The following is a 20,259-nucleotide window of genomic DNA, read 5'->3' as shown; positions in this document are numbered from 1 at the left end:
ATGCGGAAAAATCAAAATTTGACAGCCCCTATCTGGGCGAAAGGATGTGCCTGCAGTGTATCTATTGGTAGGTACCGCGAAAGGATTATTTCGATATCACTCCGATGACCGGAAGAACTGGCGTGCGTTGGGACCCGTGCTGTTGGGTGACGCAGTCTACACCAGTGCGTACAATCCGGTCACAGATACGGTGTACGCTGGCGTTAACTCCGAGTTTTACGGCCCATCTGTTCGGCGTTCGAAGGACTGGGGCGAGAACTGGGACACAGGCGGAAGCGGGCTCGAATACGGCCCTGACGACGAGGAACGCGTGACGAGGGTGTGGTCGATTAGACCAGTCGGGGAAAGCCTTGTTTATGCCGGCGTAGAGGCGAGCGGCCTCTTTCGTTCCATGGACGGAGGCGACACATGGACGGAGGTGCAGGCTCTGCGCGAGCACCCCACCCATGCCACCTGGGAGCCCGGGTACGGAGGCAAGTGTCTGCACACAATTGCGCCCGATCCGTTCGAGCCCGATCGCCTGTTCATCGCCTGTTCTGCGGGTGGCATCTACCGGACGGACGATGGAGGCGACCATTGGCGACCGATTAACCAGGGTATTCGAGCCGAGTTTATGCCGGAAGATCAGCAATATCCTGAATCGGGTCAATGTGTCCACAAGTTTTGGCTTTCGCCAAGTCAGCAAGGCCGTATCTGGCTCCAGAACCACGGCGGCGTCTATCGATCCGATGACGCAGGTGACAGCTGGGAGTATGTCGGCGAGGGTCTGCCGTCCGACTTCGGATTTCCGATTGTGGGTCACCCAGCCGATGCCGACCGCGCTTACGTGCTCCCGGTGGAGCGCTGGCCGCGGTGGGCTCCAGAGCACCAGTTAGCCGTATATCGTACTTCTGATGCTGGGCGACAATGGGAACGACTGAATAACGGGCTGCCCGAATCCTTCAGCGGGATCCTTCGCGATGCGTTTACAACAGACCACCACGAATCACTCGGACTCTACTTCGGCACAACTTCCGGATCGGTCTATCACTCTTTTGATGAAGGTGCCAGTTGGCATTTGATTGCCGAACATTTACCGAGGATCTACTCGGTCGTCGCAGCGGAGGAAGAGGAATCATGATTACGATTCATCTGTCGGTGATTCTGACAGAGGAGTTTCGCGCGGATTCAGTGATGATGCTCGAGGCGGCAACCTGCAGCGACGCCTTGCAGGGACTCAACCAAAAGTATCCAGGGATGGCTTCGCGGTTGGTTGAAGCCGATGGACGCTTCCGTGAAAACCTGAGCGTGTTTATCTCCGGCAGGAGACTGCCACCGCGTGCGCATGCCTCGGTAGAATTGACTGACGGGTCGGACGTATGGATTCTTCACGCAATTTCCGGCGGATAACCAACAGGCTGAGACCGACTTAAGTCCTCCTTAGGTGAACCATCTCGGAGACGCATGAATAAAGAGGTTAGTTACGATGCGGGGGAAAACGTGATGGCAGAGGAGACAACAAGGCCGCCCTTGACGGCCCACCATATCGGCCGATATCAGCGGCAGATGGTTTTGCCGGAGGTTGGGTTTGACGGTCAGCGACAATTGCTTGGCAGTCGGGTGTTGGTGGTGGGGGCAGGAGCCCTCGGTTCGGCTGCAGCCACCTATCTTGTTGCAGCCGGCGTTGGAACCGTTGGGTTGGTCGATGGGGATAGGGTCGAGCTGTCCAATCTGCACCGTCAAATCCTGCATGACGAAAGCCAAATTGGCCGGCTGAAAACGGAGTCTGGGGCGGAGCGTCTGAAGGCCGTGAACCCCGACGTGCGTATCATGGAGCACCCGGAATTTTTGTCCTCAGAGAACGTGATGGAGCTGTTTGACCAGTACGACCTCATTGTCAATGGGAGTGACAACTTTCCGACCCGCTATCTGGTGAATGACGCAGCGGTGCTCACGAGAAAGCCACTTGTCGACGCTGCAATATTGCGGTTTGAGGGTCAGTTGAGTGTGTTTCGACCAGGGCATGGTTGTTATCGCTGCTTGTTTCCATCTCCGCCGCCTCCAGGGACCGTACCTGACTGCGCCGAAGCCGGTGTTTTTGGCGCTGTGGCGGGTGTGCTTGGGAGCATGCAGGCGGTTGAAGCCTTAAAGATCCTGCTACAACTGCGTCAGCCTGAAGCGAGTACATTGTTACTCTACGACGCCTTAAACAGCAGTTGGCAGCGGATGCCTTTTTCTCGCGATCCGGAGTGTGCTGTCTGCGGCGACTTTCCAAGCGTTACGGCGCCGATTGATTATGCGGACTTCTGCGGCTTTGCGTCCACAACCGCTGTATCAACGGCTGGCGTCTCGGTAGCATGGGATGTATCAACGGTCGGCGTATCACCAGCATGGGATGTGTCAGCAGCCGGTGTGTCGTCGTCGTCCAGCGTCTCTCCAGCTGCTGACGTATCGCCAGCAAGGGATGTGTCAGCGAAAGCGCGGAAAGCTGCTGAAGCAGCCCAAGGTGCCGGAGCATTTTCAGTCAATGTGGAGGAAGCACTGCAGCTGATGCAAGACCCGCGTCTCACCATAGTCGATGTGCGCGAACCGGAGGAGTTTGCGACAGGTCACATGGCAAACGCAGTCAACTGCCCCTTACAAGACTTGGATGGCCTGTCCTCTGAAGAGTTGCTGCAAGCACCAGTGTTGGTCGTCTGCGCCGCAGGGGTCAGAAGCGCACATGCAGCCGAGTACCTTCGCGCACTAGGTTACCAAGCCTGGACACTCACCGGCGGAATGCAGGCGTGGAGAGCGTCCGGCTCTCAAATTATCACGTAACATCAAAATGGCACCCTGTCGAGGGGTGCCATTTTTGCCGATTCAGGGTAATTGGGGGGTAATTGGAAGTCATCGAGATTGTGCTGTCAGTTTCTTTTGATTCGCAGAAGTGGTATCGCAATCAACACGGCAAATACGGCGAGAACAACGCCCGCCAGCAGCGGCGTTGGCAACACATTTGGAATGTGCCAGTGGCTCCATGGGGCCGACACTGGGAGCATCACAATGGCAGCAATCAAGCCCACAATGAGGGCAAGGATATTCAGCCCAATCCGTCCGTTTCGACCCGATACGCGGTAGCCTCGCCGGTTGGTCAAATCATTCGCTACAAGACGCGGTACCTTTCTAATGTGTGCATAGATATGAACGGCAACAACCGGGATCCACAATGCAACGCTTGCAGCGTGCACATCAAAGAAAATTCCCATGTGCTCTGGTCCCACAAATGCGAGTGTAAACCCGCTCACAAAAACCATTATCGTCAAGAGCACCAGGAATGGAGCTGCAAGTCGCAGCAACCAGTGCGGTGGACCCTTTTCTACGAATACAGGCGATCCGCTATAGTAGCGCATGAACCGGTATCCAGTGCTGCCCATCTTTACAAGCAGCGGACCAGATAGGAGGACGCCGACAAAAATATGCACCGTAATCAACTTGTGCAGGTTCGCCGTGATGACGAGTTCAGTCGCTATCAGCAGGAAGAGGATAGCAGCCGCCATTGCCGTCAGTCGTTCATTGCGTAAAATCGCAAATTGCCTTCGGTTTTTGTAGGTACCTTGTTGGTTGTAAGTACGTTCCTCGTTGTACGTATTTCGTTCATTAATCAATGCCCTTCGCTCCGCTCTGAGATCTGTTGTTATTGATTGGAGAATATCACGTGAATGTCGAAGATCAATGAAAAAATCATCAAGAAGTCATGGAGATTGTCTTCAATGTTACGAGTGTATCATGTTGTTACTGGAGCATGTTTATGCCGTTGAGTGCTTATGCTTTGCTAGAGTATCTTCGTTCGACGCCAGGTTGCGACAGAATTTTCTGCGAACGTCCGTTATGCTTTTCCTATGAGTCTGCATAACGGGAGGTTGTCAAGAATGGGAGTTGAACTGATTCCGATGTCAGAACTGGCGAAACGGGCAGGCGTGCCTTTGAGCACAGCCAATAAGTACGTACGGCGATACTCTGATCTGTTCCACCCCGTAGCGACTGCACGCGGTAGCCGGTTTCCTGTGACGGACCTGCAGATACTCAAAGACATCTATGAAAACTCCCCCAGGCGAAATCAGAAGCCACCCATCAGACCAAAATCACGCAAATCGGATAAATCGGTTCAGCAGCCAAAAGCAGACGGACGCACGTTACCGTTGGAGCGGCTGACTGAGAAACTACCTGTGCCCCAACCAGAGGCCGACGCGCAGGAAGTATCGATGCCAGAAACTCAGCCGGACACGCCGGTGGCGTCTGTGCCGGAAGGGCAGTCGGAGACACCCATCGTATCGGTGTCTGTGTCAGAAACGCATTCGGATGTGCGTACAGACTCTGATGCTGACGAATCTGTGCCAGGGGGTTATCCACAGCTGTCAGTTCAGGCCATTGTGGACGCCGTCACTTCCTCCGTTGCCGTAGACGTTGAAAGTCTGCTGCGGATGGAGCGACAGATTCTCACGGTGCTTGGCAACATCGATGAACGTTACCGGTTCATGTTTGATCAGTTCGATCAGCTGAACCGTATCATCGCGCGGTCGTGGGAGACACAGCAGATGTTTGCGGAGACCATCAATCAAACACTCGATAGGTTTAAGCAACAGGACAAGATCATTGACATGCTGATGGAACACAACAAAAAGCTCGAGAAGGAAAATTCCCGCTTACTGGAACTGTTCTCCGCTGCAAAGGAGGCAGCCGCGGCAATCGAACCCGCGGGCCCATCGAGCCCGGCTCCCACGGAACGAAACACCCCACCCCAACTTAGTCCAGCTGTTCGCCCTGCCCCAGCCGAGGAACAGCAAAGTCGCGGTTTTCTGCGCAGGCGTCGCAGAAAGCGGTGACGCCACCAACATCAACATCAGTTCTCGCGATGCAATTGTCGTTTGCCTAATCGTTGCCTTGCCACCATTCAGATCCGATAGAAAGATAGTCATCTGCCCCGAACCTATTGGATAGGCCTTTTACCCCGTTTCTTCATCCACGCCCGGCGAATATGCTCAAAGCAGTCGGGTGCGCTTTTCAGCGCCCTAAACCAGACATACGGCTGAATGTCAGCATAGAGGAATGGGACGCATCGATGACTACTGAGAATCCACTAGGAAACTCCCCATACGTATGGAGACCGCATACTGTCGAGGAGGCATGGGCTATTAAACAACGTTTCGGCGAAGATGCCTGCTATGTTGCCGGGGGCACACTGCTGCAACTCCAGTGGGAGGGTGGGGCAGGTAAGCCAAGGCATCTCATCAGCCTGGAGGGGATTCAGACACTGACTCAAATCAGGAAATCCGCTGATGAAGAAGGACTGGTCCTCGACATCGGTGCTCTGTGCAAGTTAGGCACCTGCAAAGCGCACCCGTTGGTGGTTCGTAACTGGCCGTTGCTCGCGGCTGCATGCGGTGCCGTTGGATCACCTGCTGTGCGGAATCGGGCAACCCTTGGCGGTAATGTTGCGAACGGACACGGAGACACCTTAACGGCTCTCCTGGCACTTGACGGCGAACTCCTATGGTTTGACGAAAATAGTCGTACGTCTATCACGACTGCACCTGTGCACTCCATGGTCGTGTCTGCTGATATGGACGAAGACATAGGCCAGTCTGCTGATATGGACGAAGACATAGGGCAGTCTGCTGATATGAATGGAGATTCATTCGGCCGGTCTGCGGATACTGCAGGTCCACCCAGCCCGTCGCGGTTGCTGATGGGGGTTCGACTGCGCCGCGAATCCAACGCGGCCATGAGCGGTTTACGGCATATCTCGATCTTCCGGAAACTCGGTCGCAGAGCGGCATTTGTGCCGTCCTTGGTGACGGTGGCAGCTTCCTGCGTGCAAAGAATGGATGAAAACGCCGGGTCCGGTCAAAAAAACACCGTCCATGCCACACAGATAGACCACGTGCGCCTCGTCGTCGGAGCCATCGATTTTGCTCCGCGGCGTCTGACAGCAGCCGAGCGCTTGCTGGAGGGGGCGGTGCCGAGTCCCGACCTCTGGCACCGCCTTCACGCCAACATCATGGCAGACCTTAATCCTCCTGATCATGCGTTTGCGTCCGCAGACTATCGCCGCCTTACAGCAGCCAACGTGCTTGTCGCACAGCTCGCCGAAGCATGCAGTGGGTTCGTCAAGGAGGGGATACAATGTTAATCCGTCCAGAAACGATGGGAGATACGTGGCGTCCCCGGCCAGATGGTCCAGCCAAGGTGACTGGAAGTCTTCCATATTTGACCGATCTCGTTTTCCCAAACATGCTCATCGGCAAGGTTTTGCGCAGTGCGTATCCGCATGCCGAACTAGAGTCCATCGACACAGACGAAGCAAAACGATTGCCCGGTGTTCACGCCATCCTAACGCATGAAGACGTGCCCCGTATGAACCGGTTCGGGATTGTCATGCCCGATCAGCCTGTGTTTTGCGAAGACCGCGTGAGATTTGTCGGCGATGCCATCTGCGCAGTTGCAGCGGACACCGCTGAAATCGCGACGCAGGCCCTTCGACTTGTCAAGGTGGTGTACCGCCCGCTTCCCGTCGTGACGAACCCGGAGGCGGCACTCACGGAAGATGCACCCCGACTGCATCCAAACGGAAATGTCCTGCACAGAGCGGGATATCGACGAGGCAAGGCACAGGATGCGATGGCGGACTGCAGCGTGATCGTCGAAGAGACCTACGAGACACCCCGCCAGATGCACGCCTATCTTGAAACCGAGGGCGGAGTCGTGGTGCCGGAGGAAGACGGGAGCATCACTGTCTATATGGGCACGCAGCATGGCTATCGCGATCGACAGCAACTCGCTCGAATCCTCGCCATGCCGGAACACGCAATCCGGATTGTCTCGAGCCCGATGGGCGGGTCTTTTGGCGGCAAGGATGAGCTGAACGTGCAGCCTTATGCGGCACTGCTCGCCTTGGCGACGGGGCGCCCGGTGAAGATTCACCAAACGAGGGCTGAGTCTGTGCGATCCGCTCTGAAACGCCACCCGATGCAGATTCACATGCGGACTGGGGCAGATGCAAACGGGCACATCTTGGCGCATCAGGTGTCGATTGTTGCGGATACCGGGGCATACGCGACGCTTGGGCCAGCGGTGCTTGATTTTGCTGTTGAACATGCCACAGGTCCCTACCGAATCCCGAACCTCGAAATTGAAGGCGTGTCTGTCTTCACGAACAACGGCGTCTCTGGCGAGTTTCGCGGTTTTGGCGGCAACCAGGTGACGTTTGCGGTGGAGGGTCAGGTGGAACGGCTTGCTGCGAAGCTTGGCATCGACCCGTGGGAGATGCGTCGCCGGAACCTGAGACACGCGGAAGACCTCGGTCCCCTTGGACAGCGGATCGCCCCAACGGATGGTGCGGCACAGGTGCTTGAGGCCATACGCAGATCACCGGTGTGGCCAGCGCAAACGGGCGCTGCCGGCCCCGTCGGCGTGGGTTCGGGTGCAGATGTGGGTTCGGGTTCGGGTGCCACGGGCGAGGGATTACCGCTGGGTCTTCCGTGGAAGCGACGAGGCGTCGGCATGGCTCTCGCGATGCATGGGAGCGGACTTGGATTTGGCCGTCCCGATCCGGCGGGCGGGCGCCTCTCACTCATGCCGAACGGCAAGGTTGAGGTCGCGTTTGGTTTTGAGGAGGTCGGGCAAGGGTTGCTTGCCGTCATCGAGCAGCTTGCGACGAGTGAGCTTGGCTGTGCACCCGAGGACCTTTGCATCCGCATCGGAGATACAGCGGTGGTGCCTGTGTCGGGATCGACCACGGCTTCACGGGCTACAAACGTCGTGTACCAGGCGATCCGACGCATGAAACCGTCCTGGCAAGCAGAGATGGTTGCCGCGGCGGCTCGCCTTACCGGATTGCCCGCCGAGCGTCTCAGACTCGGCCCAGGCGGGGTGTGGGATTCAGAGCGGATGGGTGCAGACCGCCCTGTTCTGTCGTATCGGAGCTTGGCTCAACAACGGTCGCAGCATCTCCCGACCGCCGAGGCTCACTTCTCTTTTCCGACTACGCCGGATGCAGTAACCGGGGGTCACTACTTGTACACATTTGGCGCTGTTGTGGCACAGGTGGAGGTCGATCTCCTCACAGGCAGCATTGAGGTCCGTCGCCTCGACCAAGCGATAGCGGCAGGTCCCGTCATCCACCCGATGGGGTATGCCGGACAAATCGAAGGGGGAGGTTCGATGGCCCTCGGGTTCACCTTGATGGAGGATGTACCCATGACAGAGGGCTTTTACGAAGTCGGCAACTTCGACTCCTATCTTATCCCGACCATCGCAGATGTACCGCGAACGGTGGACGTCGACGCGATTGAGCAACTCTTGCCTGGCGATCCGTTTGGGCCTCGCGGCGTTGGTGAGATTGGCACAGTTGCTGTGGCGCCGGCTATCGCTGCGGCCGTTCACAATGCATGCGGTTATGTGGCCCATCGACTGCCCATATCTCCAAAAGAAATTGTTCAGAGTTGGGGAGACGGTACCGCAGGTATCGGTCATCTTTGAAAAGGCAGGCGGGTTGACAGGCTAAGAGGCGAGTTCGGGTTGAAGATGTGCGGATGGCGCAAAAATGTCCGGCTGGCGTTGACAGCAAGCGTAATCACAGAGGGGGAGGACTCACGGTGGAAGAACTGGCGATCTCGTTTACACTAAACGGTACTTTGCGGACCATACACGTCCCTCCGACACGCCGGTTCGCAGACATTTTGCGGGACGACCTTGGACTCACAGGTACAAAGATCTCATGTGGGATTGGACGTTGCGGAGCTTGCACCGTGCTGCAGAACGGCCTGCCCGTGAATGCCTGCCTTCTGATGGCCTATCAAGTCGATGGATCGTCGATTCTCACCATAGAAGGATTGGCAGAGGATGGGCAAGAGCAGGAGGCAGCAGCGGACCGCGTGCAGCACGGGGACGCACCAGCGAAGAACGTCGGGTGCCGAGAGCCGGTAGGCGAGTGTGCCGAGACGCACGGGGACGCAGCGGGTGAGGGTGCCGACCGACACGGACTATCACCGGATCGGACAGTATCACAGGCACTTCATCCTCTGCAACGGGCGTTCCTCGAAGCAGGCGGGTTCCAGTGTGGATACTGTACGCCTGGCATGATCCTTGCCGCGAAGGCCCTGCTTGATGCATCACCCAATCCGACACAGGCGCAGATCCGTGAGGCCTTATCGGGAAACCTGTGTCGATGCACAGGATATACAGGGATTTTTCGTGCCATAGAGCTTGTTGTCAACAGCGGGCATGCAAAACCCCACACCGCCATAGATATGGAAGGAGAGGATGTCCATTGACTCGCGAGGACTGGATGCAAATGGCCATCCGTATGGCCACAGAGAATGTACTCGAAGGGCGCGGTGGTCCCTTTGCGGCGCTGGTTGTGAAGGATGGAAAGATGGTGGCTGCAGGTTTTAATGAGGTGACGACATCGCACGATCCGACTGCACATGCCGAGGTTCAGGCCATCCGTGCAGCTTGTCAAATGCTTGGCGACTTTCAGTTGACCGATTGCGAGATTTACACCAGTTGTGAACCGTGTCCTATGTGTCTTGGTGCAATTTACTGGTCTCGCCCGAAGGCCATCTACTACGCATGCACCAAAGAGCAGGCTGCGGGGATTGGTTTTGATGACGATTTCATTTATGAACAGATCCCCCTGTTGCCGGAAGACCGTTCCATCCCGATGGAACAGGTCTATCCTCCGGAAAGCGACCGGCCATTTCGGGAGTGGGAAGCAGCAGAGCGAAAAACGAGGTACTAAGGGGAAGAACTAGTTGTCCGTGGACCTGAGCTTCGGAGGAGCTGGACATGAGAGGAGGGTGGACCAGTGTACGGTGAAATCATGGCCCTCGTCTCCGTCTTTGCCTTCGGGCTCTCTTATCTTTTCGTCAATCGAGCCCAGGCGGATGGGGAGACCTGTGACAACGGACTTCTGCCGACGCTCATCATCAGTACGACTGCACTATGGATAATGAGCATCATTGGTTTTGTCACAGTGCCGACAGCATTCCGTCTGTCAGCCGGTTGGCAGCGTCCCTTGCTCTACTTCATCCTTGCCGGAATCAGTTGGAATTACCTGAGTCGGATGGCTTTGCTTGCGTCCATCTCGAAGATTGGCGCCACACGCGGACTGGTCGTGAAGTCCATCGCCCCGATGCTCACCGTGGCGCTCGCCGTAGTACTCTTTAAGGAACGATTGGATATTGGCGACCAGGTTGGCTTTCTCCTCATGTTGGCCAGCATTGGCTTGTTGGTCGTGGAGCAAAAGCGAATGACCCATCGCTCTTGGTTTCAAAGTATCACAACAAAAGGGATTCTCCTTGGGATCGCGGCGGCGCTCTTTCAGAGCCTAGGGCACTTACTGCGGAAGGTGGGGGCAGATGCCATCTCACCTCTGCTCGGAGCCACCATCGATATGACAGCGGCAACCCTGACTTACATCCTCTATTTAGCGTGGACAGGCCGTCTCCGTCCTCACATCGATTTCTATCTGCGCCACACGAGCCGTGCGATCCTGATTGCCAGCCTATGTGCAGCAATCGGTGTCGCAACGTCGTTTGCATCCATCGCGGCTGCTTCCATCTCCACCGTTGCGATGATTCTCGGCATGCAGCCCGTCATCATGCCCATTCTTTCATCCGTATTTTTCCCTGGTTTTGAGCGATTTACTTGGATCTCATATCTGGCGACCGCATTCGTCTCGCTCGGGGTTCTTTCGATTATGATGTGGAGGTAGTCGAAATAAATGAAGTTCCACGGACAACCCCTTCAGCATCACTCGGATAGGTGTAACATAAAGGCACCTAGCATCATGAGGAGTGTCACCAAATGAAGACGTCACTGTTGTACGGCAAACAGGAACTTCTTGTAGAAGTACCTGACGGATCCATCGTCATTGAACCGAATGACCTCGAAGGCTTGGCAGACGATAAGCAAGCCATTGCTCATGCACTACGAAATCCAATTGGAACACCCGCTTTACGGCAGATGGTGAAATCCACCGATAAAGTCGCCATTGTGATTAGCGATATCACCCGTCCAACGCCAAATCACAAGCTGGTACCATGGCTGATTGAGGAACTGTCACACGTCCCTTTGGAGAACTTTGTGATTATCAACGGAACAGGCACGCATCGAGATCAAACCAGAGAAGAGTTTATTCAGATGCTTGGCGAATCGGTCGTTAATAGCGTCAACATCATCAATCATCACTGCCATGACAAAGATGAACTCGTCCATCTCGGGCGGAGCCGCTTCGGTTGTGATGTGTACCTGAACAAGGCCTACGTGGAAGCGGACTTTCGCATTGTGACCGGATTCATCGAACCTCACTTTTTTGCAGGCTTTTCGGGTGGGCCGAAAGGGATCATGCCAGGGATTGCTGGCATTGAAACAATTTTGACGTTTCATAACGCCAGGATGATTGGAGACCCGCTTTCAACCTGGGGAAATATGGTCGACAATCCCTTGCAGGAAATGGCGACAGAAGTGAATCGGATGTGCAAGCCTGATTTTATGCTGAACGTTACGCTCAATAAATCGAAAGAAATCACACAAGTGTTTGCAGGTGAACTCTTCGAGGCCCATCGGCGAGGGTGCGAATTCACGAGGGAGCACACGATGATCCCCGTTGAACAACGCTTTGATGTCGTACTCACATCAAACTCTGGGTATCCGCTTGATCAAAATCTGTATCAAGCCGTCAAGGGCATGAGTGCCGCCCAGAAGATTGTCAAAGAGGGAGGCACTATCATTTGCGCCTCGGAGTGTTCTGACGGTATCCCGAATCACGGTAATTATGCCGAGATCCTACAGATGAGAAAGACCCCAGCTGAGATACTGGACATGATCAGTGACCCGAGTTTCAAGAAATTCGACCAATGGCAGGTACAGAAGCAAGCGGTGATTCAAGTGTGGGCGGATGTTTATGTGTACTCTTCCTTGCCAGATGAGGATGTTCGAAAGGCCATGTTGCACCCCACGCATGACATAGAAGCTGCACTTCAGGATTTGGCCGCGAAGTACGGCCCGAACATGTCAGTCGCTGTGTTGCCGCTCGGACCGTTGACCATTCCTTACGTAAGGGACCAGGAATCGTAATTCCATCGAACGCGAGTGAAAACCATCGGTTCAAATGTTACACCAGAGAGTTGCGTTGGTTTTCGCGGCTCTCTTTTTTATCGTCACCAACAGGTGCGCCTAATTGTTCAGAAGGTTGATACAAGCCTTGCCAGTCCATCTCCTTCCTTCATTAACTGAAACTACAGTGATGAAGTAAGGGGGAATGGATAGTGGATGCGATCTCGATGGATGATGTTGTAAAGTATGGTCCCGTTTTCGTGCTGCATCACCCTAAGACGTTGTCGTTGACGTGCGTTGGACCTGTTCATACGGTCCGCAATATCACTTTGAGTCCCGGAGAATTTATCATTGTGTCTTGTGACCTGTCCCCTGTCAGGGCAGTCGTGGCATGTGAGCGGTTCACGCGTTTCCGAGGATTCGTGCATCTTTTGCCGCATCAACAACTGAAGATTCACTGTTAAAGATTCACTGTTAAAGATTCACTGTTAAAGATTCACTGTTAAAGATCCACTGTTAAAGATCCACTGTTGAGGATTCACTGTTAAAGATTCACTGTTGAAGATTCGCTGTTAAAGATGAATCTCATGTGACTGTCGCGTGCAGCATGCGGCAGTCCTTTTTTTGCCTTGACGCGCCATCCATCAAACCAGGCCTCAAAGCTGTGCTAGAAACTTACAGCTAAGTACAAACTGAAGAGTCTGGTCACCTGCTGTAGCGTGGTATGTACTGCCCCCTTGCGTGGAATGCGTTGAATGAAGTAGTTTCAGTAAGTAACAATAAGGCGGAGATTGGACAAACAAAATGTCTTGGGCGGAACAGCAACCGTTGAAAATCAGGGAGGAAATCAAATGGGGAAGCGTAAGATTGTCCTTGCTTACTCTGGGGGATTGGACACGTCCATTATCTTGGCATGGTTAAAAGAGCATTATGAGGCAGAGGTCATTGCTTTTACGGCGGATATCGGCCAGAAGGATGAGTTAGACGGACTTGAAGAAAAAGCCCTGCGTACCGGTGCCAGTAAGGTATACATTGATGATTTGCGGGACGAGTTTGCACGGGACTTTATCTTCCCAATGTTTCAAGCTGGAGCGCTTTATGAAGGTCAGTACCTCCTTGGGACAAGCATTGCACGTCCGCTCATTGCCAAGCGGATGGTTGAGATTGCAAGAGCCGAAGGTGCAACGGCGATTGCGCACGGGGCCACTGGGAAGGGGAACGATCAAGTACGCTTTGAACTTGGCGCCGCAGCGCTGGCCCCTGAGCTCGAAGTGATTGCGCCATGGCGGCTTGAAGAATTCCGTGCGCAGTTCCCTGGACGTGCAGAGATGATTACCTACGCGGAAGAGCATGGCATTCAGGTCAAGGCTACCGCGCAAAAGCCGTATTCAACGGATCGCAACCTGTTACATATCAGCTTCGAAAGCGGCATCCTCGAAGACCCCTGGTTTGATGCTTCGGCTGAGGAAAACAAGGACATGTTTGTGCTCAGCGCAGCTCCCGAAGATGCGCCGGACGTACCGGAGTACCTGGAGTTGGAGTTCGAAAAAGGCATGTGCATCGTATTGAATGGAGAACGCATGAGCCCATTGCAGGTGATGGAGGCTCTGAATCAGCTCGGGGGCAAGCACGGTATTGGCCGCGTAGACATGGTGGAGAACCGATTCGTAGGTATGAAGAGCCGCGGTGTCTATGAAACGCCAGGCGGTGCTATCCTGTTTGCAGCGCACCGTTGGATGGAATCCCTCACTATGGACCGTGAAGTGATGGCCATTCGGGACTCTCTCATTCCGCGCTACAGCTCGATTGTGTACAACGGATTCTGGTTTGCACCTGAACGCTTGGCTCTGCAGGCGCTGGTCACGGAGAGCCAGAAAAATGTGACCGGTACGGTCCGCGTCAAGCTGTATAAGGGGAACGTGACAGTGGCCGGCATCAAGAGCCCGGTCAGTCTCTATAACCCGAACATTGCCACCATGGAGGCAGACCCCAGTCAAGCTTACAACCAGTCCGACGCGGAAGGATTTATTCGCCTCAATGCACTTCGTTTGAAAGTGGCTGCAGGTGTAGACAAAAGAGTCTAAAAAACGTCCTGAAGGGCACCTGAAAACAGGTGCCCAGAGGAACTGAGTTCCTCTACAGTTGGAAGCCTGTCGATTCCCAGGGATTTAGAGGAACTGAGTTCCTCTGCAGACGGACGCCTGGCGACTCGGAGAGATTTAGAGGAACTGAGTTCCTCTGCAGTCGGACGCCTGGCGACTCGGAGGGATTTAAAGGAACTGAGTTCCTCTGCAGTCAGGCGCCTGGCGACTCGAAGGCATTTAGCGGAACTGAGTTCCTCTGCAGTCGGCCCCGTGGCGACTCGGAGAGATTTAGAGGAACTGAGTTCCTCTGCAGTCAGGCGCCTGGCGACTCGAAGGCATTTAGCGGAACTGAGTTCCTCTGCAGTCGGACGCCTGGCGACTCGGAGGGATTTAAAGGAACTGAGTTCCTCTGCAGTCAGGCGCCTGGCGACTCGGAGGGATTTAGAGGAACTGAGTTCCTCTGCAGTCGGACGCCTGGCGACTCGGAGAGATTTAGAGGAACTGAGTTCCTCTGCAGTCGGACGCCTGGCGACTCGGAGGGATTTAGCGGAACTGAGTTCCTCAACAGCCTGAAGGGCACCTGAAAACAGGTGCCCTTTCTCACACCTATGGGTTAGAGTATTTTGCCTCGTCGGCAAGGACGGACTCTACATAGTGGATGGTTTCTGGATATGGAGGGACCCCTCTGTATTCATCAACGACGGTTGGCCCGGCGTTATACGCTGCAAGTGCAATCCTTTCATCCCCATGATAACGTTGCAACAGCTCCGATAAATACTTCGTTCCCGCCATAATGTTTTGCCTTGGGTCAAACGGATTTGTCACGCCGAGAGAACGTGCCGTGTCTGGCATCAGTTGCATCAGGCCCATGGCGCCAACAGGGCTGACCGCCTTTGGATTCATCGTCGACTCTTGAGCAATAACGGCCTCGACCAAACTCTCGGGTACATCATATTTATCACTTGCCTCTTGAATAATTGAGGAAAGATTGGTTGGCAAGGTGACAGTCTTGGGGCGGGGATTTACTGCATGTGCAAGAAGCATCCAAATCAAGATGCCAACGACGCCGATACTTACAATCCATTCTCTTTGGGTCATTTTAGTTTTTCGAAATCGCTTCTTACGCCGCATCCTCGCACCTTCCACTAACTCCGAGCGAACATCTTCAATCATTCCCGATGGGACAGTTCGGACAGGTTGTAAATAACCCATTACCGAATTCCAGATATGTTTAAATCAGTCCAGTGGTCTTGGAATACGGAGGGTCCTTGGGTCTCTTGTCGATAACTAAAACACTATCATAGTAACTCATAGACCATGTCGAGCGGCTGAACTCATCTACAGTCAGCCGGCTATCCCTGGAATGCCACGCATTTAAATAATCGATTCGTCTTTTGGAGTATTATACAAAAGTATCAGGTTTTGCAAATCTCCCACGTTTTAAACCACCTCGTTATGGACTTTTACCCAACAAGCACTTCTTTGGATTGATGCGTCCTGGATGTTCGAATACTTTTTCTAAAGTGCGCGCCCTCTCGATTTGTCAGGCATCGACCTATTCTGGCACCACAACAACGAGTTCTGAACCGGAAGCGCACAGTTTACCATACTCAATGCACACTTCTAATGAATCATTGGGCTCCATTTGCCACCACCGGATGGCTCCCATGGGTGCTTTGGCAGCAAAGGTTTCGATCTCGGTCGGAACATTCCCCACAACGACAACCTCCATGTTGTGGAAGTTGGTATCTAGTCCTTCTTGTAAGGTACGAAGCAATTCAGTGTAGTCATTCGCACTGGAAGAATACGGAACAGGAAATAAAATTGACGTTTTGTCCCGATCACGATACGTGATATGAGCCGTCATCCGACCTGGATAATTAGCGGATGATTCCCATATCCGTGTATAGGGGAGTTCCTCGACGGAAGGTAAGCCGAGTTCCTGCATCCGATCTTGAATTCTCTCATGATAATAGTTCTCAAGGTGCAGACAGAGGGTCTGAATTTGTTCGTTTCGTTGGAAGGTTGAGTTGTCCCCATCGGCGTTCCGGTATTGGATGTAGAGCAAATCGGGTATGGCCACATACTTTGTGGACAAGAAGGTCCGAACGAGCATGTCATAGTCATCTGATACCAATAATTCTGGACGGTGGCCGCCAATGAGGTGGTAGCAATCTCTCGTCCAGGCCCGTGGGTGGTTTGGTAAGCCGACCAAGTGACGGATGGTTTTCCCATTTAACGTTGTCTGATGCATGACATTTTGCCAGCGTCCCATGTCATGAACCCATACCCGATAATACATACAATAACCAAATCCACAGTCCCATCCATACCAATGAGCATGATGGTTCGTGACGTACACTTCTGCGTTATCTCCAAAGGCAAAGCCGCAATCGGGGTGTTCCTGAAAGGCACGAACGATTTTCTCCAAACAGTCCGGGGTTAGATCGTCGTCATGATCGAGTTCCACTAAGATCTCACCGGTACATAGCCCGGCAGCATATCGTTTGATGGTCCCAATGTAACCATTGCGTGAATCTTGACGATACCGTCTGACTCGTGGGTCATCAAGTGGGAGGAGATATTGATTATAGGTCTCATCGTCGTCGCCGGAGTCGTCTACAATCACCCATTCCCAATTGGCGTACGTTTGTCTTAACAAGGAGTTATAAGGTCGCTTTATTTTATCTTCCGACCGATAACTGGCAGTGAATACGGATACTAAAGGAGTGTCCGAGGTGAAACGGGTCTGGGGTATCTCTACGTTCGTCGGCAGAGGATCCGTATAACTCAGCCAGCAGTAAAAAAGTTGAAACGGTTGAATGGATTCTACGGAATCAAAGTGCAGCCAACGTCTCCGTTCGTGTAACGGCAACCTATTTAGTGTAGGAAAATCGCCGTCCTTTTCGCCTAATGAAACGTACACGCGAGGTTCCTTTACGTTTGTAATTAAGGGAGGCTCGGTAGGACTATACAATTTGACCGTTATCCCGCTGTCGCGGATCTTCATCAACATTTCATCTAACCCATTCCACGTGTTATCCGTGGATACAAATAGATGAGCTGTCAATAGTGAAACTACTGACATTTCTGCTCCCCCCAAAGCTCGATATCTCCCTGCCGAACGGATATGATTCTCGTTTGCTTGACGGTAGTCCGATGAGAATACTCCCGGGCTTCTTTCAAGAGCCAGGTAAGGTCATTGTCATTCCATATGCTGTCTCTCGAATAAGTGTGACTCTGGGGGGCTGTAACCGTTGTTTCGAGGCGTGAATAACATGGTGAGGATCATAAACGGATCGAATGCGGGTGGTTTGAAAAATGAAAGGTATTATCCTTGCCGGTGGTACGGGGTCCAGGCTTTACCCCTTGACCAAAGTGACGAATAAGCATCTGTTGCCAATTGGTAAATACCCGATGATCTATCACAATGTTTTTAAATTAAAGCAGGCGGGAATCAATGAAATCCTGATTGTTACCGGAAGAGAGCACATGGGAGACGTTGTGAATTTACTTGGGAGCGGTGAAGAACTAGGCGTGTCTTTTATTTATCGGGTGCAGGATAAACCCGGCGGCATTGCCCAAGCTTTAGGTTTAGCCCACGGACTCATCAAAAATGAGCCTGTTGTTGTGCTCTTAGGCGACAATATTTTTTCAGAGCCTTTGAGCCATTATGTAGATAGTTTTCGAAAAGAAGGCGAACAGGGAGCCAGAATTCTTATCACACAAGTAGATGACCCATCAAGATTCGGCGTTCCTGAATTAGATGGAAATAGAATTCTTTCGATTGAAGAGAAGCCCAAACAACCGAAGAGCAGCTATGCTGTAACAGGCATCTATATGTACGATGGGTCTGTGTTCGACATTATTACAACGCTCAAGCCATCAAAACGTGGTGAACTTGAAATTACGGATGTCAACAACGCCTACATTCGGCGAGGCGAGCTGACGTTTGAAGTCTTGCAGGGGTGGTGGACTGACGCAGGGACACACGAATCCTATTTCAAAGCAAACCAATTAGCAATGAATATTACGTACGATACAGAGGCGACGTAATCCATAGCGTCTCAGGGCTCAACGATGTGACATTAAGAACTGAGCATAGTGGATTGGGTTTCGGTATACATCCTGATAGTTTTCAAGTTCTTTATACATCGTCCGTTGCGGGTTTCCATTGACTTCGATAATCCATAGCTTTCTGTTATGATCTAAAGCTAAATCTACACTGAGTTCACCAAGGTGACATTTTCCATTCTGTTCGAGCAACGCGGCAGTCTTCCAACTGATTTCAGAGAGAGAAGAAAGCAGGACCTGTGTATCGCTCGCAGAGAACAAGGAATTCAGACGCTCCTCACCAGTGGTCACACGTTCACAGACACTCGTATTGAAGCACCCGCTGTAAGCTGTTCGGCTCGTAACATTCGTAACACCCCACGCCCCGCTTCGATCCTTTTGCAGAAGTACTCGGATATCAAAGTTTTTCTCGCCAACTTGCATGAATGGGATGCCTTGTTGAACGACATATTGTTTTGACTGTGTAAGCTTTTTTATCTCACCTTCCCATGAATGATCCTCTCTGCAAATCAAGTGTGGTGCAAAGTAGTGTTCAGAGATGTGGACTTCCCCTGTCTCGGTTTTGTTGACTCGGTAAACTCCTCTTCCGCGATTCCCTAGAAGGGGTTTTACATATAGCGTTCCATATTCCGTAAGCAGAGTATCCAGGTTGGCTTGATTATATGGAACGGTACGCGGCAAGTGTTTGTTCAGCTCTGTCTGGCAGAGAACATCATACGTGAACTGCTTGTCAAAGTGATTCACATGATTAAAACACCGGTTTCGACCAATGACCTTCTCAATACGTTGAAGTAACCGACGGTCAGCGCCGTAGCAGCGATTATATACAACGTCAGGGAACCGAAACCAATCGGTCAGGAATTGTTTGTTCGCGAAATGGAGTCCACTTATCTTTTTCGTCACCCAATTGATGGATGAAGGTGTAAACGTAAAGATTTTGATGCCCTTTGGTGCGACCTTTCGATAGGTCTGAAGAACGCGTTTTTGTTGACGTCGGTTGAAAACCATAATGCCAACATATTTCAGGTCTCTCTTCATGGCAGTCACTACTCCACTGTGGTATCGAGCTATCTAAAGTACGTGTCTGAGCAAGCGGCGCGTATAGACGAAAGTTCGTGTCCGATAAAAATCCACTTTAGCCTGAGAGCAGGACTCAATGAGGACGCATAATTGGAGGGCATTAGCACAGGACCCAATGGTTGCCCGTTTTCACATAGATTGAACAAGCGCCCACGCTAGTCAACTCGGCAGGGAATACCATGTACTACTTTTGGGTGAAGAGGAGTGTATGGTGTGGGTAAAGTAGGACCGCCAGGACCGCCAGGGCCAAGAGGCCCGCAAGGCGCACAAGGCGCACAAGGTGCACAAGGCGCACAAGGCGCACAAGGAGCCCAGGGAGCCCAGGGAGCACAAGGCGCCCAAGGCGCCCAAGGCGCACAAGGAGCCCAGGGAGCCCAGGGAGCCCAAGGAGCGCAAGGCGCACAAGGAGCCCAGGGAGCCCAAGGAGCCCAGGGAGCGCAAGGAGCCCAGGGAGCCCAAGGCGCCCAGGGAGCGCAAGGAGCGCAAGGAGCCCAAGGAGCCCAAGGAGCGCAAGGAGCCCAAGGAGCCCAAGGCGCCCAAGGAGCCCAAGGCGCCCAAGGAGCGCAAGGAGCGCAAGGAGCGCAAGGAGCGCAAGGAGCACAAGGAGCACAAGGCGCCCAAGGAGCGCAAGGAGCCCAAGGCGCCCAAGGAGCGCAAGGAGCTCAAGGAGCGCAAGGCGCCCAAGGAGCGCAAGGAGCGCAAGGAGCCCAAGGAGCCCAAGGAGCCCAAGGAGCACAAGGAGCACAAGGAGCACAAGGAGCCCAAGGAGCCCAAGGAGCCCAAGGAGCCCAAGGAGCCCAAGGAGCCCAAGGAGCACAAGGAGCACAAGGAGCACAAGGAGCACAAGGAGCACAAGGAGCACAAGGAGCACAAGGAGCACAAGGAGCACAAGGAGCACAAGGAGCACAAGGAGCACAAGGAGCACAAGGAGCACAAGGAGCAC

Annotated in this window: 18 protein-coding genes; 13 read left to right on the top strand and 5 right to left on the bottom strand. The window is 53.3% G+C overall.

Features of this window, described 5'->3' with window-relative positions; genetic code table 11:
• Positions 1–55: 55 nt before the first annotated feature.
• The 3 genes from AN477_RS15230 (at position 56) to moeB (ending at position 2,799) form a co-directional block, all read left to right on the top strand.
• On the top strand, positions 56–1,120 hold the full coding sequence (locus AN477_RS15230; protein ID WP_054970023.1) for a WD40/YVTN/BNR-like repeat-containing protein: 1,065 nt from the start codon (positions 56–58) through the stop codon (positions 1,118–1,120).
• Complete coding sequence (locus tag AN477_RS15225) at positions 1,117–1,389, top strand: MoaD/ThiS family protein (protein ID WP_054970022.1); 273 nt, start codon at positions 1,117–1,119, stop codon at positions 1,387–1,389. The genes AN477_RS15230 and AN477_RS15225 overlap by 4 nt, the downstream gene beginning before the upstream one ends.
• A 93-nt stretch (positions 1,390–1,482) precedes the next feature.
• Positions 1,483–2,799: a molybdopterin-synthase adenylyltransferase MoeB gene (moeB, locus tag AN477_RS15220; protein WP_054970021.1), complete on the top strand. Its 1,317-nt coding sequence runs from the start codon at positions 1,483–1,485 to the stop codon at positions 2,797–2,799.
• Positions 2,800–2,885: 86 nt separating this feature from the next.
• On the opposite strand, the gene AN477_RS15215 is transcribed toward moeB, so the two are convergent.
• The gene (locus AN477_RS15215) at positions 2,886–3,626 is read right to left on the bottom strand and encodes a hypothetical protein (RefSeq protein WP_054970020.1); all 741 of its coding nucleotides are present in this window, start codon (positions 3,624–3,626) and stop codon (positions 2,886–2,888) included.
• A 264-nt stretch (positions 3,627–3,890) separates the two neighbouring features.
• Between AN477_RS15215 and AN477_RS15210 the strand changes: the two genes are divergently transcribed.
• From AN477_RS15210 to AN477_RS15170, 8 genes are all read left to right on the top strand, one after another.
• Positions 3,891–4,844, top strand: a complete 954-nt coding sequence (locus tag AN477_RS15210) for a helix-turn-helix domain-containing protein (protein ID WP_054970019.1) — start codon at positions 3,891–3,893, stop codon at positions 4,842–4,844.
• Positions 4,845–5,080: 236 nt separating this feature from the next.
• A complete protein-coding gene (locus AN477_RS15205) occupies positions 5,081–6,151 on the top strand; it encodes an FAD binding domain-containing protein (RefSeq protein ID WP_054970018.1) in 1,071 nt (356 codons plus the stop codon).
• A complete protein-coding gene (gene pucD / locus AN477_RS15200) occupies positions 6,145–8,499 on the top strand; it encodes a xanthine dehydrogenase subunit D (RefSeq protein ID WP_054970017.1) in 2,355 nt (784 codons plus the stop codon). Before AN477_RS15205 ends, pucD begins: the two co-directional genes overlap by 7 nt.
• A gap of 116 nt (positions 8,500–8,615) precedes the next feature.
• The gene (locus tag AN477_RS15195; RefSeq protein ID WP_054970016.1) at positions 8,616–9,293 is read left to right on the top strand and encodes a (2Fe-2S)-binding protein; all 678 of its coding nucleotides are present in this window, start codon (positions 8,616–8,618) and stop codon (positions 9,291–9,293) included.
• Positions 9,290–9,760 (top strand): nucleoside deaminase, encoded by a 471-nt coding sequence (locus tag AN477_RS15190; protein WP_083486326.1) that lies wholly within the window; start codon positions 9,290–9,292, stop codon positions 9,758–9,760. Before AN477_RS15195 ends, AN477_RS15190 begins: the two co-directional genes overlap by 4 nt.
• A 66-nt stretch (positions 9,761–9,826) precedes the next feature.
• Positions 9,827–10,735 carry a DMT family transporter gene (locus AN477_RS15185; protein WP_054970015.1) on the top strand — a complete coding sequence of 303 codons (909 nt, stop codon included), beginning with the start codon at positions 9,827–9,829 and terminating at the stop codon, positions 10,733–10,735.
• Between the two features lie 92 nt (positions 10,736–10,827).
• Complete coding sequence (larA, locus tag AN477_RS15180; protein ID WP_054970014.1) at positions 10,828–12,099, top strand: nickel-dependent lactate racemase; 1,272 nt, start codon at positions 10,828–10,830, stop codon at positions 12,097–12,099.
• Between the two features lie 830 nt (positions 12,100–12,929).
• Positions 12,930–14,162 carry an argininosuccinate synthase gene (locus AN477_RS15170; RefSeq protein ID WP_054970012.1) on the top strand — a complete coding sequence of 411 codons (1,233 nt, stop codon included), beginning with the start codon at positions 12,930–12,932 and terminating at the stop codon, positions 14,160–14,162.
• Here AN477_RS15170 and AN477_RS24590 read toward each other — a convergent pair.
• From AN477_RS24590 to AN477_RS15155, 3 genes are all read right to left on the bottom strand, one after another.
• Positions 14,159–14,800, bottom strand: coding sequence for a hypothetical protein (locus AN477_RS24590; RefSeq protein WP_157061996.1), 642 nt, complete (start codon positions 14,798–14,800; stop codon positions 14,159–14,161). The genes AN477_RS15170 and AN477_RS24590 overlap by 4 nt on opposite strands.
• Positions 14,769–15,374: a lytic transglycosylase domain-containing protein gene (locus AN477_RS15160; RefSeq protein WP_054970010.1), complete on the bottom strand. Its 606-nt coding sequence runs from the start codon at positions 15,372–15,374 to the stop codon at positions 14,769–14,771. The genes AN477_RS24590 and AN477_RS15160 overlap by 32 nt, the downstream gene beginning before the upstream one ends.
• 343 nt (positions 15,375–15,717) lie before the next feature.
• Complete coding sequence (locus AN477_RS15155) at positions 15,718–17,250, bottom strand: glycosyltransferase (protein WP_054970009.1); 1,533 nt, start codon at positions 17,248–17,250, stop codon at positions 15,718–15,720.
• A 233-nt stretch (positions 17,251–17,483) separates the two neighbouring features.
• On the opposite strand from AN477_RS15155, the gene AN477_RS15150 reads away from it, so the two are divergent.
• Positions 17,484–18,218: a sugar phosphate nucleotidyltransferase gene (locus tag AN477_RS15150; RefSeq protein WP_054970008.1), complete on the top strand. Its 735-nt coding sequence runs from the start codon at positions 17,484–17,486 to the stop codon at positions 18,216–18,218.
• An 18-nt stretch (positions 18,219–18,236) separates the two neighbouring features.
• On the opposite strand, the gene AN477_RS15145 is transcribed toward AN477_RS15150, so the two are convergent.
• On the bottom strand, positions 18,237–19,274 hold the full coding sequence (locus AN477_RS15145; RefSeq protein WP_054970007.1) for a YheC/YheD family endospore coat-associated protein: 1,038 nt from the start codon (positions 19,272–19,274) through the stop codon (positions 18,237–18,239).
• A gap of 322 nt (positions 19,275–19,596) precedes the next feature.
• Here AN477_RS15145 and AN477_RS15140 point away from each other — a divergent pair.
• Positions 19,597–20,259: hypothetical protein (locus AN477_RS15140; protein WP_281176356.1), on the top strand; the 663-nt coding region annotated here is incomplete at its 3' end.

The sequence above is a fragment of the Paenalicyclobacillus ferrooxydans genome (assembly GCF_001399675.1).
Classification (GTDB): Bacteria; Bacillota; Bacilli; order Alicyclobacillales; family Alicyclobacillaceae; genus Alicyclobacillus_B; species Alicyclobacillus_B ferrooxydans.
Note: the sequence above shows the minus strand (reverse complement) of the source record. Positions and strands in the feature narration are given on the sequence as shown.

What these genes read in the sequence shown, in the direction of transcription:
- AN477_RS15150 (WP_054970008.1), top strand. Translation starts at nt 17,484, where the DNA reads ATGAAAGGTATTATCCTTGCCGGTGGTACGGGGTCCAGGCTTTACCCC.
- AN477_RS15160 (WP_054970010.1), bottom strand. Translation starts at nt 15,374, where the DNA reads ATGGGTTATTTACAACCTGTCCGAACTGTCCCATCGGGAATGATTGAA.
- AN477_RS15205 (WP_054970018.1), top strand. Translation starts at nt 5,081, where the DNA reads ATGACTACTGAGAATCCACTAGGAAACTCCCCATACGTATGGAGACCG.
- AN477_RS15210 (WP_054970019.1), top strand. Translation starts at nt 3,891, where the DNA reads ATGGGAGTTGAACTGATTCCGATGTCAGAACTGGCGAAACGGGCAGGC.
- pucD (WP_054970017.1), top strand. Translation starts at nt 6,145, where the DNA reads ATGTTAATCCGTCCAGAAACGATGGGAGATACGTGGCGTCCCCGGCCA.
- larA (WP_054970014.1), top strand. Translation starts at nt 10,828, where the DNA reads ATGAAGACGTCACTGTTGTACGGCAAACAGGAACTTCTTGTAGAAGTA.
- AN477_RS15170 (WP_054970012.1), top strand. Translation starts at nt 12,930, where the DNA reads ATGGGGAAGCGTAAGATTGTCCTTGCTTACTCTGGGGGATTGGACACG.
- moeB (WP_054970021.1), top strand. Translation starts at nt 1,483, where the DNA reads ATGGCAGAGGAGACAACAAGGCCGCCCTTGACGGCCCACCATATCGGC.
- AN477_RS15145 (WP_054970007.1), bottom strand. Translation starts at nt 19,274, where the DNA reads ATGAAGAGAGACCTGAAATATGTTGGCATTATGGTTTTCAACCGACGT.
- AN477_RS15155 (WP_054970009.1), bottom strand. Translation starts at nt 17,250, where the DNA reads ATGTCAGTAGTTTCACTATTGACAGCTCATCTATTTGTATCCACGGAT.
- AN477_RS15225 (WP_054970022.1), top strand. Translation starts at nt 1,117, where the DNA reads ATGATTACGATTCATCTGTCGGTGATTCTGACAGAGGAGTTTCGCGCG.